The sequence below is a fragment of the Enterobacter sp. HNDS-6 genome (assembly GCF_039850505.1).
GTDB classification, from domain to species: Bacteria; Pseudomonadota; Gammaproteobacteria; order Enterobacterales; family Enterobacteriaceae; genus Enterobacter; species Enterobacter kobei.
The window spans coordinates 3,623,983-3,636,971 of the sequence record NZ_CP156673.1 but is presented as its reverse complement, the minus strand read 5'-3'; the positions used below and the strand labels follow the sequence as shown (position 1 = coordinate 3,636,971).

The 12,989-nt window shown below is 52.8% G+C and carries 14 protein-coding genes and 1 tRNA gene; 7 read left to right on the top strand and 8 right to left on the bottom strand.

Going from position 1 to position 12,989, the window contains the following annotated elements:
* Positions 1 to 17 precede the first annotated feature (17 nt).
* Positions 18 to 105: transfer RNA gene (locus ABFI50_RS16925), tRNA-Ser, on the bottom strand.
* Between the two features lie 144 nt (positions 106 to 249).
* On the bottom strand, positions 250 to 1,878 hold the full coding sequence (locus tag ABFI50_RS16920; protein ID WP_023338218.1) for an ABC transporter substrate-binding protein: 1,629 nt from the start codon (positions 1,876 to 1,878) through the stop codon (positions 250 to 252).
* Positions 1,879 to 2,147: 269 nt separating this feature from the next.
* Between ABFI50_RS16920 and yccA the strand changes: the two genes are divergently transcribed.
* Both yccA and tusE read left to right on the top strand, forming a co-directional pair.
* Positions 2,148 to 2,807 carry an FtsH protease modulator YccA gene (yccA, locus tag ABFI50_RS16915; protein WP_013097244.1) on the top strand — a complete coding sequence of 220 codons (660 nt, stop codon included), beginning with the start codon at positions 2,148 to 2,150 and terminating at the stop codon, positions 2,805 to 2,807.
* Between the two features lie 87 nt (positions 2,808 to 2,894).
* Complete coding sequence (gene tusE, locus ABFI50_RS16910) at positions 2,895 to 3,224, top strand: sulfurtransferase TusE (protein WP_014883264.1); 330 nt, start codon at positions 2,895 to 2,897, stop codon at positions 3,222 to 3,224.
* On the opposite strand, the gene yccX is transcribed toward tusE, so the two are convergent.
* The 4 genes from yccX to ABFI50_RS16890 form a co-directional block, all read right to left on the bottom strand.
* Positions 3,221 to 3,502, bottom strand: coding sequence for an acylphosphatase (yccX, locus tag ABFI50_RS16905; protein WP_023338217.1), 282 nt, complete (start codon positions 3,500 to 3,502; stop codon positions 3,221 to 3,223). The two genes, tusE and yccX, sit on opposite strands and share 4 nt — an antisense overlap.
* An 11-nt stretch (positions 3,503 to 3,513) precedes the next feature.
* Positions 3,514 to 4,302, bottom strand: coding sequence for an AraC family transcriptional regulator (locus ABFI50_RS16900; RefSeq protein WP_047343620.1), 789 nt, complete (start codon positions 4,300 to 4,302; stop codon positions 3,514 to 3,516).
* A 10-nt stretch (positions 4,303 to 4,312) separates the two neighbouring features.
* Positions 4,313 to 4,870, bottom strand: a complete 558-nt coding sequence (locus ABFI50_RS16895; RefSeq protein WP_014883261.1) for a kinase inhibitor — start codon at positions 4,868 to 4,870, stop codon at positions 4,313 to 4,315.
* 539 nt (positions 4,871 to 5,409) lie between these two features.
* Positions 5,410 to 6,531, bottom strand: a complete 1,122-nt coding sequence (locus ABFI50_RS16890) for a PAAR domain-containing protein (RefSeq protein WP_250127750.1) — start codon at positions 6,529 to 6,531, stop codon at positions 5,410 to 5,412.
* Positions 6,532 to 6,897: 366 nt separating this feature from the next.
* Here ABFI50_RS16890 and rlmI point away from each other — a divergent pair, with 366 nt between their 5' ends.
* Both rlmI and hspQ read left to right on the top strand, forming a co-directional pair.
* Entirely contained in the window at positions 6,898 to 8,088 is a 1,191-nt protein-coding gene (gene rlmI / locus ABFI50_RS16885) for a 23S rRNA (cytosine(1962)-C(5))-methyltransferase RlmI (RefSeq protein ID WP_014883260.1), read from the top strand.
* A gap of 60 nt (positions 8,089 to 8,148) precedes the next feature.
* On the top strand, positions 8,149 to 8,466 hold the full coding sequence (hspQ, locus tag ABFI50_RS16880) for a heat shock protein HspQ (protein WP_008499919.1): 318 nt from the start codon (positions 8,149 to 8,151) through the stop codon (positions 8,464 to 8,466).
* A 36-nt stretch (positions 8,467 to 8,502) separates the two neighbouring features.
* On the opposite strand, the gene ABFI50_RS16875 is transcribed toward hspQ, so the two are convergent.
* The gene (locus ABFI50_RS16875; RefSeq protein ID WP_014883259.1) at positions 8,503 to 8,916 is read right to left on the bottom strand and encodes a CoA-binding protein; all 414 of its coding nucleotides are present in this window, start codon (positions 8,914 to 8,916) and stop codon (positions 8,503 to 8,505) included.
* 173 nt (positions 8,917 to 9,089) lie between these two features.
* On the opposite strand from ABFI50_RS16875, the gene ABFI50_RS16870 reads away from it, so the two are divergent.
* Both ABFI50_RS16870 and mgsA read left to right on the top strand, forming a co-directional pair.
* Positions 9,090 to 9,752, top strand: a complete 663-nt coding sequence (locus ABFI50_RS16870) for a DUF2057 family protein (protein WP_014883258.1) — start codon at positions 9,090 to 9,092, stop codon at positions 9,750 to 9,752.
* Between the two features lie 80 nt (positions 9,753 to 9,832).
* Positions 9,833 to 10,291: a methylglyoxal synthase gene (gene mgsA, locus ABFI50_RS16865; protein WP_347484593.1), complete on the top strand. Its 459-nt coding sequence runs from the start codon at positions 9,833 to 9,835 to the stop codon at positions 10,289 to 10,291.
* A gap of 58 nt (positions 10,292 to 10,349) precedes the next feature.
* Here mgsA and helD read toward each other — a convergent pair whose 3' ends face one another.
* Positions 10,350 to 12,404 carry a DNA helicase IV gene (gene helD / locus ABFI50_RS16860; protein ID WP_248082103.1) on the bottom strand — a complete coding sequence of 685 codons (2,055 nt, stop codon included), beginning with the start codon at positions 12,402 to 12,404 and terminating at the stop codon, positions 10,350 to 10,352.
* A gap of 123 nt (positions 12,405 to 12,527) precedes the next feature.
* On the opposite strand from helD, the gene ABFI50_RS16855 reads away from it, so the two are divergent.
* Positions 12,528 to 12,974 carry a YccF domain-containing protein gene (locus ABFI50_RS16855; protein ID WP_014883256.1) on the top strand — a complete coding sequence of 149 codons (447 nt, stop codon included), beginning with the start codon at positions 12,528 to 12,530 and terminating at the stop codon, positions 12,972 to 12,974.
* Positions 12,975 to 12,989: the final 15 nt, after the last annotated feature.

Here is a 12,989-nt window from a genome sequence, read left to right as displayed (position 1 = left end):
AAGCTGGGGTTTATATCTGGCGGAAGCGCAGAGATTCGAACTCTGGAACCCTTTCGGGTCGCCGGTTTTCAAGACCGGTGCCTTCAACCGCTCGGCCACACTTCCTAAGTGAGGCGAACTATAAACACCTCACCGCGTGCTGTAAAGAGTGGCTGCAATCGTTCGCTGTAAAAATAGCCAAAACGCGTTTAATCGGTTGAACTGACGACATATCGGCGATTTTAACAGCATAACATTCAGCCCGCCCTCTTAATGCTTTTTGATGTACATGTCTTTTGTGAAATAGTACCCGAGCTTATCCGGTGTGAATCCCCCTACCCACGGTTTGACCAGGTGGGTACGAACGTAGTGATAAACCGGAATGGCTGGCACATCACGGCCAAGCAGATCCTCCGCCTGCTGGTAGAACTTACCCCGTTCCCCGGCTGTTTTCGCTTTCGCGGCGTTGATCAGGGCCTGGTCGTACTCCGGATTGCTGTACTGGCTGGTATTTTCGCTGTCGCCGGTACGGAAGTTGTTCAGGAAGGTTGCTGCATCGTCGTAGTCCGCAATCCATGCGTAACGCACCGCGTCAAAGTTGTGGGTGTGCATGGTATCCAGCATGGTTTTCCACTCCTGATTTTGCAGCTTCGCGTCCACGCCGAGGTTTTTCTTCCACATGGAGCTGGCGGCAATCGCGATGCGCTGGTGCGATTCAGAGGTGTTATAAAGCAGGTTGAAGCGCAGAGGATGGCTTTCGTTATACCCCGCTTCGCTGAGCAGTTTTTTCGCCTCCGCGATGCGCTTGTCCAGCGGCCAGCTGGCGTAATCCGGGTTCTGCAGCTTGACCCCACCGATGTCCGGCTGGCTAATCAGCCACGCCGGACGCTGCCCCTGCCCTAACACTTTCCCTGCAATGATGTCTTTATCCAGCGCCATATTCAGCGCCTTACGCACGCGCGCGTCGTTGAACGGCGGGCGCGTGGTGTTGAACTCGTAGTAATAGGTCGCGAGCTGCGGTGAAACGTCCAGCTCGCTGCCAAGGGTTTTCTTCAGCTGGGCAAACTGGTTAATGGGGACCGTGTAGACAATATCAATTTCACCCGCTTTATAGCGGTTCACATCCGAAGCTTCAGAGGTGATGGGCAAATACGTCACTTTGTTGATAACGGTATGCGCATTATCCCAGTAGCGCGCGTTACGCTCCGCCACAATGCGTTCGTTGACCACCCACTGAGAAAGTTTATACGCCCCGCTGCTGACGAAATGCTCCGGCTTGGTCCACTTATCGCCAAAACGCCCAATCAGCACTTTGTCCACCGGTACCAGCGACGGGTGCGCCAGCATCGCAAGGAAAGCCGCGTTTGGCTGCGTGAGCGTCACTTCCAGGGTGGTATCGTTAATCGCTTTTACCCCCAGCGTATCGGGGGCTTTTTTCCCCTGGGCGATATCGGCCGCGTTGGCAATATGCATGTTGCCCGGATAGCTGGCATACGGTGACGCCGTTTTAGGATCGATCAGGCGCTGCCAGCTCCAGACCACATCTTCTGCGGTAATCGCTGTCCCGTCGCTCCAGGTGATGCCCGGCCGCAAATGGAACGTCCAGACGGTATTGTCTTTGTTCTCCCACTTTTCCGCCAGCCGGGGCTGAATTTCACCCGTCGGGGAGACGCTCACCAGACCTTCGAATAAATCGCTGATAATATTGAATTCGACATCGCTTTCGACTTTATGCGGATCGAGCGAAGCCGGTTCACTGCCATTATTTCTGACCAGTTCCTGTTTCTCTGCCAGCGCGGTTCCTGCCGGGACGTTGGCCGCCCAGGATGCCGTACTGGCGCACAGGATCCCGGCGGTAAGTAAAGAGAGTGTAAAGCGCGTGCGTGTTTGTGGTTTCATGTCCTTCGCCTTATTGTCTGTTTTATGACGATCCGGAGATAACTCTTAGCGCCCTAAGGGTAATAACGCAATATTTTTCAGTAACCTATAAGAGGTTGATCTGGTAAATTTTCTCAAACCGCTGTTCATTCTGGTGAAATGCATTTCTGCAGAAGAAATAACCATCTCCTTCGCTAACGTGCTGAGTAAAGATGGGTAAAACCACTTTGAGACTGGCTCGCCGTTTCCTATTCTTTCCGCTAATTACATCTGTCATAAGAGAGTGACTCATGGATCGTATTATTACTTCTTCACGCGACCGCACATCGCTACTCAGTACCCACAAGGTGCTGCGCAATACCTATTTCATGCTCAGCCTGACGCTGGCGTTTTCGGCGATCACTGCCACCGCCAGCACCGTGCTGATGCTGCCGTCTCCGGGGCTGATCCTGACGCTGGTGGGGATGTATGGGCTGATGTTCCTGACCTACAAAACCGCGGATAAACCGGTCGGTATTCTGTCCGCGTTCGCCTTCACCGGCTTCCTGGGCTATATCCTGGGGCCGATTCTGAACGCGTATCTGTCTGCCGGTATGGGCGACGTGATTGGCATGGCGCTGGGCGGTACCGCGCTGGTGTTCTTCTGCTGCTCGGCCTACGTGCTGACCACCCGTAAGGACATGTCCTTCCTCGGCGGTATGCTGATGGCGGGTATCGTGGTGGTGCTGATTGGTATGGTGGCTAACATCTTCCTGCAGCTGCCTGCTCTGCATCTGGCGATTAGCGCGGTGTTTATCCTGCTGTCATCTGGCGCGATCCTGTATGAAACCAGCAACATCATTCACGGCGGTGAGACGAACTACATTCGCGCCACCGTGAGCCTGTATGTATCGCTGTACAACATCTTCGTCAGCCTGCTGAGCATTCTGGGCTTCGCCAGCCGGGATTAATCCATAGCGCTGTGAACCGAGCCCCGCTTATGCGGGGCTTTGTTTTTTGCTACACTGCTGCGGTTTTTGACTGACGCGTGAATGACTATGTTGAGTTTTGAAGGCAAAGAGATCGAGACCGATAACGACGGTTATCTCAAAGAGAGTGGCCAGTGGAGTGAAGCGCTGGCAGAAGTGATTGCTGAGAAAGAGGGTATCACCCTCTCCCCCGAACACTGGGAAGTCGTGCGTTTTGTGCGCGAATTTTATCTCGAATTTAATACCTCTCCGGCGATCCGCATGCTGGTGAAAGCGATGGCCAATAAGTTTGGCGAAGAGAAAGGCAACAGCCGCTATCTGTATCGTCTGTTTCCGAAAGGCCCGGCAAAACAGGCCACCAAAATTGCTGGCCTGCCAAAGCCGGTGAAGTGCATTTAATAACGAATACTGAAGTTCTCGTATTCCCGGCCGGGTTGATGCGGTTCTGTTAGCACCCTGTCAACCCGCGCGCTGCGCGGGCCACCCGCTTTCAGCCACACCATCAGTTTTTCTACCTGCTCCGCGTCGCCACAGGCGACCACCTCAACGCTGCCGTCATCCATGTTTCGCGCATAGCCCGCGATCCCGAGCTGAAGAGCCTCACGCTGGGTGCTGTAGCGGAACCCGACGCCCTGAACGATGCCGTGAACCCAGGCAATAGTGCAAACTTTTGACATTTTTCTTCTCCTTAACGTAGCGTTTTCGGCAAACAGCCGTAGTGCTGCCGAAAACGGGCGGTGAAACGAGAACTGGAAAGATACCCACATTGTAATGCGATTTCGCCAATGGGTAATCGGGTCGATTGCAGCTGTGACAGCGCAACGGCCATTCTCACCTCTTCCACGATCTGGCGAAAACTCTGCGACTCTTCACGCAACTTTCTGCGCAGCGTCGGCACGCTTAAGGCCAGACGGCTTGCGATATCCTGCGCAGTCCAGGATCTGGCCGGCGATAGCATGATGAACTGTCGCACCTGCTCAGTCAGGTTACTGCTTCGCTCAATAAGCAGCGGACCTGCCACGCCTTCATGCAGCAATGCCAGCAAAAGACCGAAGGCCTGATGTTTTTGTAACGCCTCCGGTAAATCCTGACGCACGGCGTGCAGCAGGTTATCCCACATAAACGCCAGCCCTTCGCTCAACGGGACACAAAGGGAATGTAACGTCGTGCCCGGCCAGGATTTCAGGTAATGTGCTCTAAACTCGGCCAGGATCTCTGGCGACAACATCAGCAAGTCCGATCGAAACATGCCGTTCGCAGGCTGATTAATAATCTCCATTGACGTGTTGGCCGGGATAATAATCAGCGCATCCCTCGTTGCCACCAGGCGATTGTCATCCTGAACAATGACCTTACTGCCGTGAGTAATGTGACAAATGGCCGGAAAAAAAAGTTTAACCTGGTGCAGGCGATGCATTTTGCTGGCACTGACTTCGCCCGCCGTCAGCTGTTTATGTTGAAGGTAAAACTCCTGCACCGGGTCATCCTTATCTGCTGTACGTTGCGGTTAACTGCGTTTTTCCCAGAACGTGACTGTTTATCATATAACCGACCAGCGCGCCGCTGGCATTGTTATCAAGGGGCAGTGTGTCCACGTTCAGCGCCCAGACGGTAATCTGGTAACGGTGCGGTTTGTCTCCCTCAGGTGGACATGCGCCGCCAAATCCAGAATAACCGAAGTCATTACGCCCCTGCACCGCGCCAGCGGGTAATTTCTCACTCTTTGGGTTACCCGCGCCCGCAGGCAGTGCCATTGTTTTCGCAGGAATATTGGCGACTGTCCAGTGCCACCAGCCACTGCCGGTGGGGGCATCGGGGTCATATACCGTGATGGCAAAACTTTTCGTACCGGCTGGCGGATGTTTCCATGCAAGCTGCGGAGACTGATTATCACCGTGGCAGCCAAAACCGTTGAACACCTGCTGTTGCGCTAAACGATGCTCGCCGGAGATATCCTGACTGGTGATACTGAAAGGCGTTGCCGCTAAAACCTGAAAACTTATCGCCGCCAGAGCGGTTGTTGCTATTACACTGCGCTTTTTCATGGGGGAGTCCTTTGCTGAACGGGAAGCCCCAATGTAAGGCACGCGGCCATACCGTAATGTGCTTAAGCGATTTGATTTTGTGCCGAAACGCTCAAAGGCATCCGCAGAAGAGTTCCTTTAATCAACACATTGCCTGCAGATAAGGATTCGATTAAAAAGGAGCCTGACCTCTAAACTCGTGCTCTGCTCCCCGTATTATTGACAAGCATCCAGATATCGTAGAATTGTTTAGGATGATGTTGAGAGAAGGAAAAGGCTGGATGAAACCAGCCTTTCACAGTCATCGTACTTTCTTGAAGACAAGTATGATCATGACTGTAGAAATGATGTATCCAAACAGAGAAACATTTATCAACCAAAAATAGTACTGTTCGAAATCAAAAACCACCGCATTACAACCTTCAACTGTGATTGTCTTAGCATTAAGAATATCGGTGTATTTTTTTGTTATCCCGTAATCTAAAACGCTGATAAGTATGGTTGCGATGTAGATGAGGGAAATCGAGAGTATGCTCCCCCATCGGATTATACATTTTGCTCTACTCGTTAATATCATGTGAGCCACCTAAGAAACCGCCAACAGTACCGCCCGAATAACCAGAAGCTGAACCTAATGTTGCAGCGCCTTCAGCCAGCTTTTTCTCCATAGCGTTTTCATCTCCTGCGGTGTAGTTGTCCACGTTTGGATACAGTTCTCTAAACTGGTTCGTGATTTCAAAAACTTGCATTGCATTCAAGGCTCTGCTTTTATTCACTAAGTATTTTTGCAAGGATAGAGGGACGGCAAAATCCTCTTCTCCTTCGATAGAGAGTTGTGTTGTTGTTGATGTGTAGACAGTATCGAAGACCCTTGAGCCAGCTTCACTAATAGCTTGAACAGTATATGTGGTGCAGTTACTGCCAGTAAGGTCATAAATGTCAATTACTCTTCCACGGCGCTGCGTTCTTTCACCCATTTTATCCGTGACTTTAGGTTTTGTCCCTGAGAGCCATAGATCTTCAAAGAATGAACGAGTTGCAACTATAGAAGCATCATCAATCCTGAACACCCTCGCATTCACTTTATACAATTCCTCACGGTAGTAGCCGCGAGCATCTTCCCCAGTAAAGTATATTAATATCCCATCACCAGTTAAATTCGCTGGCCCTCTTCGACCAAAACGCCCGTATGTATAAACGTATATCGAATTGTCTTGATGTACTGATACGAAAGCGTGTCCTGCGTCCGTGATTTCAGTCCAGATGTAAACACCATTCAATAGCAGGTTATCTTCTGGCTTGCAGGTGTTAGCAAAGCAATCAATTTGAGGATCGGCAATCGGGCCGGGGAGAAAGGGAAATTCAACCATGTCAGATTGGGCAGTGCAGGCTTTCGCTGTTCCTGTAGAAAATTCGTAAGTGTCATCGATGGAAGGAATAAAACGCGAATTGCAAGGGCAGGAACTACGGCTATGCAGTGTACCGGCTACCCTTTTACCATGTATGTCGTCGCTATCAAGTCCTCCCACGATGCGGAATCTACCCGCATGTTTACCACAGGTCACTTGATGGCCTTCACATGCCATGTCTTTTTGGAAAAATTGATGGTCGGGACATCCTTCAAGAATCCTACCACCGCAAGCTGTCTGATCACCCCTAAATAAAAAATGACCAATAGCCATTCATTCTTATCCTTAAGTTGCTTGTAAGTCCATGCGGAAAGTGTAGGCTTTTGGCGCTGGCGAGTAAACGCGCGGATGAACACAATCAAAATCTGATTGTGGATGAATTTAAATTAAGTAACGCTAAAGAAAAGGGACATTAAGCTGCCTTTTTCGATATGTTTCGATCTTAACGCAGATAATCCAGCATCGATGATTTCAACAAGTTCTAAATCGTTTTCAAGGGCTACCCTACGCGCCGTCTCCAATTGATGTAGTAGTGAGGAACCTTGAGTCGAAACGCTCAAAGGCATCCACAGATGATTGCGACTTGCTGAATGTGATAATCTACGCGCCATTTCCCTGAAATCGACAGAACAGCAAATTATGAGTGTACGTTTAGTGTTAGCCAAAGGGCGCGAGAAATCCTTACTGCGCCGTCATCCCTGGGTTTTTTCTGGCGCAGTTGCCCGCATGGAAGGCAAAGCCAGCCTCGGTGAAACCATTGATATCGTTGACCATCAGGGGAAATGGTTAGCGCGAGGCGCATACTCGCCTGCGTCCCAGATCCGCGCTCGCGTCTGGACCTTCGACAAAGATGAAACCATTGATATCGACTTCTTCGTTCGCCGCCTGCAGCAGGCGCAGCAGTGGCGTGAATGGCTGGCAAAGCGTGACGGTCTGGACAGCTATCGTCTGATCGCCGGTGAGTCCGACGGCCTGCCGGGTGTGACCATCGATCGCTTCGGCAACTTCCTGGTGCTGCAACTCCTGAGCGCCGGAGCGGAATACCAGCGTGCCGCGCTGATTAGCGCGCTGCAAACGCTGTTCCCGCAGTGTGCCATTTACGACCGCAGCGATGTGGCAGTGCGCAAAAAAGAGGGCATGGAGCTGACTCAGGGGCCAGTAACGGGCGAACTGCCGCCAGCCCTGCTGCCCATTGAAGAACATGGCATGAAGCTGCTGGTGGATATTCAGGGCGGTCACAAAACGGGCTATTACCTTGACCAGCGCGACAGCCGTCTGGCGACCCGCCAGTACGTCGCCGACAAGCGCGTACTTAACTGCTTCTCCTATACCGGCGGTTTTGCCGTTTCGGCGCTGATGGGTGGCTGTGCTCAGGTCGTCAGCGTGGATACGTCACAGGAAGCGCTGGACGTGGCAAAACAAAACGTCGAGCTAAACAAGCTGGATTTGAGCAAAGCGGAGTTTGTACGCGACGACGTTTTCAAGCTGCTGCGTAAATATCGCGATCAGGGCGAGAAGTTCGACGTTATCGTGATGGATCCCCCTAAGTTTGTGGAGAATAAAAGCCAGCTGATGGGCGCCTGCCGCGGGTACAAAGATATCAACATGCTGGCCATCCAGCTGCTGAACCCGGGTGGCGTTCTGCTGACGTTCTCCTGCTCCGGTCTGATGACCACAGATTTATTTCAGAAAATCATCGCCGATGCCGCAATAGATGCTGGTCGTGATGTACAATTTATAGAGCAGTTCCGTCAGGCAGCCGATCATCCCGTGATTGCTACCTACCCGGAAGGGCTGTATCTGAAAGGGTTTGCCTGTCGCGTCATGTAACTTGAAAAGAGAAATATTGACCACACATAACGTGTAAGTCGTATTTCCCGGGAGGTGACTATGATTGCCAGCAAATTCGGTATCGGCCAGCAGGTCCGCCACACTTTGCTAGGGTATTTGGGTGTGGTCGTCGATATCGACCCGGAGTATTCCCTTGATGAACCGTCAGCAGACGAGCTGGCGGTTAACGCCGAGCTTCGCGCTGCGCCCTGGTACCATGTGGTGATGGAAGGTGACGACGGACAACCCGTTCATACCTACCTTGCTGAAGCGCAGCTGAGTAGTGAGTTGCAGGAAGAGCATCCGGAGCAACCTACGATGGATGAACTTGCTCAGACCATCCGTAAACAGCTACAGGCTCCGCGCCTGCGGAACTAAGCGTGTAAAAAAAGCCCGATAACGGGCTTTTTTTTATTATTTCGCCAGCCCCAGACGGGGTATCTCAATCGCCGGACATCGGTCCATGACCACCTTCAGACCCGCTTCACGCGCCAGCACGGCCGCCTGCTCGTTAATCACACCCAACTGCATCCACAGGGTTTTCGCCCCGACGGCAATAGCATCCTGCGCTACGCCCCATGCGGCCTCGGAATTACGGAAGACATCGACCATATCAATTTTTTCGGGTACGTCAGCGAGCGTCGCATACCCTTGCTGGCCCAGCAACGTTTTCCCCGCCACTTTTGGCGAGACCGGGATGACGTGATAACCCTGATCGAGAAGGTATTTCATCACCCGATAGCTGGGACGATCGGGTTTATCGCTCGCGCCCACCAGCGCAATGGTCCGCGTGGATGTCAAAATCTCAGCAACATCATTCTCTTTCATGGTTTTTCTCCTGGCTTTTTTAAAAGTGTACGCCAAAGCGCACATCTCAACCATCCATCCCATACAGATGCATGAGGGCAAAACGGCAAAATATGTCTATATGTTAGTAAACGTGATTATCGAAAAATTTAGATACATTAATGCGGCGACAGTATGTCTGACGGGAGCCTCCTATGAGAACCGGTATTGCCACGGCTCTGATTGCGTTAGTGATGCCGGTTTGCGTATTTGCTACCACGCTTCGGCTCTCTGGCGACATTGATCTTCTGGTACTGGACGGAAAAAAAGTGTCCAGCTCATTATTACGCGGTGCTGACAGCATCGAATTAGATAACGGCCCCCATCAACTGGTCTTTCGGGTAGAAAAATCGATCGGCCTGGCTAACCATGAGCAACGACTGTACATCTCGCCACCGCTGATTATCAGCTTTAATACCCGGCAAATCAGTCAGGTGAACATTACTCTGCCTCGCCTTGAAACAGAAAAGGAATCGGCGGCCTTTGACGCCTCGCCGCGCATTGAACTGCTGGACGGCGATGCGATGCCGATCCCGGTGAAGCTGGATATTCTGGCATTAACCACGTCCCCGAAAGGCCCGGATTACGAGGCGGCTACGCAGGTTTATAACAAAGCCGGTAAACGCGCCTCCCTTCCGCAGTTTGCCACCCTGATGGCCGACGACAGTACGCTGCTTTCCGGCGTATCGGAACTGGATGTTATCCCGCCTCAGTCCCAGACGCTGACGGAACAGCGCCTGAAATTCTGGTTCCAGCAGGCCGATCCCGACACGCGGGCCCGATTTTTACAGTGGGCAAAGCAACAACCTTCATCCTAAGCCACATTTTTTTCGCCTGACGCTTGCAGCGTCAGGCGCTTCCCGTCATCGTGTAGTCAGTTAACCTGATGGATATGATTATGGAACTGACAACACGCACGCTGCCTGAACGCAAACACATTGCACTGGTGGCGCACGATCACTGTAAACAAATGCTGCTTAACTGGGTGCGCCGCCATCAGTCTTTGCTGGAAAAGCATGCCCTTTCAGCGACCGGCACCACCGGAAACCTGATCCAGCGCGAAACGGGTCTGGAGGTCAATGCGATGCTGAGCGGCCCGATGGGCGGCGATCAGCAGGTCGGCGCGCAGATTTCCGAAGGGAAGATTGACGTGCTGATCTTCTTCTGGGATCCGCTGAACGCGGTTCCGCACGATCCCGATGTTAAAGCCCTGCTGCGTCTGGCGACGGTGTGGAATATTCCGGTGGCGACAAACCTCTCGACGGCGGATTTCATCATCGAATCACCGCAGTTAAATTCGCCGGTTGATATCCTGATTCCGGACTATCAGCGTTATCTTTCTGAGAGACTGAAGTAGCTTTTTTGCCGGGTGGCGGCTTCGCCTTACCCGGCCTACCCATCCTTGCCCGTCGTCGCTACGGCTTTCTCGCTACCGGCACATCAATACTCTTCAGAATATCGACAAACACGGATGGCTCCGCTTTATTGAACAGCAGCCAGACGCGGTGACGTGCGCGCGTCATTGCCACATAAAGCAAACGTCGCTCTTCGGCATCCGGGAAATCTTCCGGCACCGGCAGTAGGGCCTGTTCCATCACCGATTCACGGGTCGGAGCCGGGAAACCGTCGCTGCCCTCTTTCAGCCCCATCACAATCACATAATCGGCCTGCTGCCCTTTGCTGGCGTGAATAGTCATAAATTCAAGCTGCAGTTTCGGCCAGCGGGTAGCTGCTTTTTCCAGCGCTGCAGGTTTAAGGTGATGATAACGCGCCAGCACCAGGATACGCTCATCGGGCTTCGCATAGCCGCTGAGCTTGTCCAGCAGCGGTTCCAGCTGGTCATCCGCCAGCAGGGTGACGGCTTTTTTATCCCCAGGCCGCAGGCTGTTAAGCGGCTTGGTCAGCTGATGCGGGTTTTGCTGGATAAAACGGTTGGCGATTTCACCAATCCGGGAGTTGAAGCGATACGTGGTGTCCAGATCGCTGCGATCACCTTCACCAAAATAGTGGTGGAACGCGGTCGTGAGTGAAAGCTGTGCGCCGCTGAAGCGATAGATAGCCTGCCAGTCATCCCCCACCGCAAACAGCGAGGTATGTTTATTTTGCGCCCGTAGCGCACAGAGCAGTGCTGCGCGCTGGGGTGAGATATCCTGAAACTCATCCACCAGAATATGTTTCCACGGACTGACAAAACGTCCTTTCTCAAGAATGACGATCGCCTGATGGATCAAACCGGAAAAATCGACGGCATTTTCCGCCTTCAACGCGGCTTTCCAGGCTTTTAAGAGCGGTGCCATCAGTTTGACCCGCTTCGAAAACAGATCGCGGATCCCCTCTGGCGCACCTTCAATCATTTCAGCCTGTGAGCCACCGTGCATCCGCATCAGGCTGACCCAACGGTCAAGACGCGATCCCAGCCGACGCGCCAGTTTATCATCCTGCCAGAAACTGCCTTCCGGCACTGCCCAGTTGAGCTCCTCTTCCAGCCACTGACGCCACCCTTTCGCCTGCGCTTTTTTCTCACTGCACTGCTGACGCCACGTTTTGATAAACAGCGCCTGGCGCGCCTGCGTGTCGTTTTCCAGTTTACTGACGGAAGGCACTTTTTTACTGCCCTGCTGAATGATATGCAGCGCAAGGGCATGGAAGGTTCTGGCAGTAATATCCCGGGTATGCAGACGCTGCTGAATGCGTTCGTCCATCTCCTCAGCAGCCTTACGGCCAAAAGCCAGCAGCAGAATCTGATCGGCAACCGCTTCGCCGGTCGCCAGAAGCCAGCCTGCACGCGCCACCAGTACCGACGTTTTGCCGCTTCCTGCCCCCGCAAGCACCAGCAGCGACTGCTCGCCATTGACCACCGCGCGAGCCTGCGCAGGGTTGAGCGGCGAAGATTCCACCGTACTGAAAAAGTCGGCGTACTGGGTCAGCATGGCATCTGTCCAGGCCTGGTTATGCGCCAGCCGACTCTTATCCCTATCGTTCAGCCAGGCCTGACACTGACGCCAGGCGTCGCGACAGTTGTCGAACTCATCAAGACGCGTTACGGCAATCGGCAGGGCCGAGAGAGCCTGGCGAATCTTTTGCTGCAGCCCGGCAGTCTGCTGGCGGGTCAACCACGTTTGTTGCGCGTTGCTCTGGGCGATCTCGTCCAGCACCTGGTGCAGAACCTGGGCGGCAATCACGCTCATGTCGTGACTCCACTGCTGCCAGCGGGCGTTCAGGTGGTGATGAAAACGCTGGGTTTCCGCCCACTCGGTGCCGTGAAGACGCACGACTTTATCGTCTGGCAGAACAAACTCCAGCTCACCCCATACCAGCCCACGCTTGCAGTGGATGGCCAGAAGCTGATTAAACGGAATAAGGTATTCGTGGCGTTCTCCGGAGACTTTCACCCCGGCGTTGAGCAAAACAACGCTGTCATAAGGGTGTTGCGCCAGGCGTTTGCCTAATGAAGTTGCTTTCAGTTCCATGTCCCGCCAAATCCACGAAGAGATAATTTACCTGACAGTTTAACTGCCAGTTTTAAGGTGCTCCAGCCTAAAAAAACGTTACAATCATTGGGCGTTAATTTTATCGAAAGGAAGTGAGGGTTTATGCGTACCGTTCTGAATGTGTTGAATTTTGTGCTGGGCGGTTTTGCCACCACCCTTTCCTGGCTTTTTGCCACACTGGTGAGCATCGTCCTGATTTTCACACTCCCCCTGACCCGCTCCTGCTGGGAAATCACCAAACTCTCGTTAATCCCCTACGGTAACGAAGCCATCCACGTTGACGAACTGAACCCGGAAAGTAAGAACGCCCTGATGAACACGGGTGGAACCCTGCTGAACATTCTGTGGCTGATTTTCTTTGGCTGGTGGCTATGCATCATGCATATTTTTGCCGGTATTGCACAGTGCATCTCAATTATTGGGATTCCGGTAGGGCTCGCAAACTTTAAGATCGCCGCCATCGCCCTTTGGCCCGTCGGGCGCAGAGTTGTTCCGGTTGAAGTGGCCCAGGCGGCGCGTGAAGCGAACGCACGCCGTCGTTTTCAGTAAATAAGGACTGGCCGC

Excerpts from the sequence above, each read along its gene's own strand:
- ABFI50_RS16870 (WP_014883258.1), top strand. The coding sequence starts at position 9,090 with ATGAGAACCGGTATTGCCACGGCTCTGATTGCGTTAGTGATGCCGGTT.
- ABFI50_RS16855 (WP_014883256.1), top strand. The coding sequence starts at position 12,528 with ATGCGTACCGTTCTGAATGTGTTGAATTTTGTGCTGGGCGGTTTTGCC.
- yccX (WP_023338217.1), bottom strand. The coding sequence starts at position 3,502 with ATGTCAAAAGTTTGCACTATTGCCTGGGTTCACGGCATCGTTCAGGGC.
- hspQ (WP_008499919.1), top strand. The coding sequence starts at position 8,149 with ATGATTGCCAGCAAATTCGGTATCGGCCAGCAGGTCCGCCACACTTTG.
- ABFI50_RS16890 (WP_250127750.1), bottom strand. The coding sequence starts at position 6,531 with ATGGCTATTGGTCATTTTTTATTTAGGGGTGATCAGACAGCTTGCGGT.
- tusE (WP_014883264.1), top strand. The coding sequence starts at position 2,895 with ATGTTGAGTTTTGAAGGCAAAGAGATCGAGACCGATAACGACGGTTAT.
- helD (WP_248082103.1), bottom strand. The coding sequence starts at position 12,404 with ATGGAACTGAAAGCAACTTCATTAGGCAAACGCCTGGCGCAACACCCT.
- ABFI50_RS16875 (WP_014883259.1), bottom strand. The coding sequence starts at position 8,916 with ATGAAAGAGAATGATGTTGCTGAGATTTTGACATCCACGCGGACCATT.
- rlmI (WP_014883260.1), top strand. The coding sequence starts at position 6,898 with ATGAGTGTACGTTTAGTGTTAGCCAAAGGGCGCGAGAAATCCTTACTG.
- mgsA (WP_347484593.1), top strand. The coding sequence starts at position 9,833 with ATGGAACTGACAACACGCACGCTGCCTGAACGCAAACACATTGCACTG.
- yccA (WP_013097244.1), top strand. The coding sequence starts at position 2,148 with ATGGATCGTATTATTACTTCTTCACGCGACCGCACATCGCTACTCAGT.
- ABFI50_RS16895 (WP_014883261.1), bottom strand. The coding sequence starts at position 4,870 with ATGAAAAAGCGCAGTGTAATAGCAACAACCGCTCTGGCGGCGATAAGT.
- ABFI50_RS16920 (WP_023338218.1), bottom strand. The coding sequence starts at position 1,878 with ATGAAACCACAAACACGCACGCGCTTTACACTCTCTTTACTTACCGCC.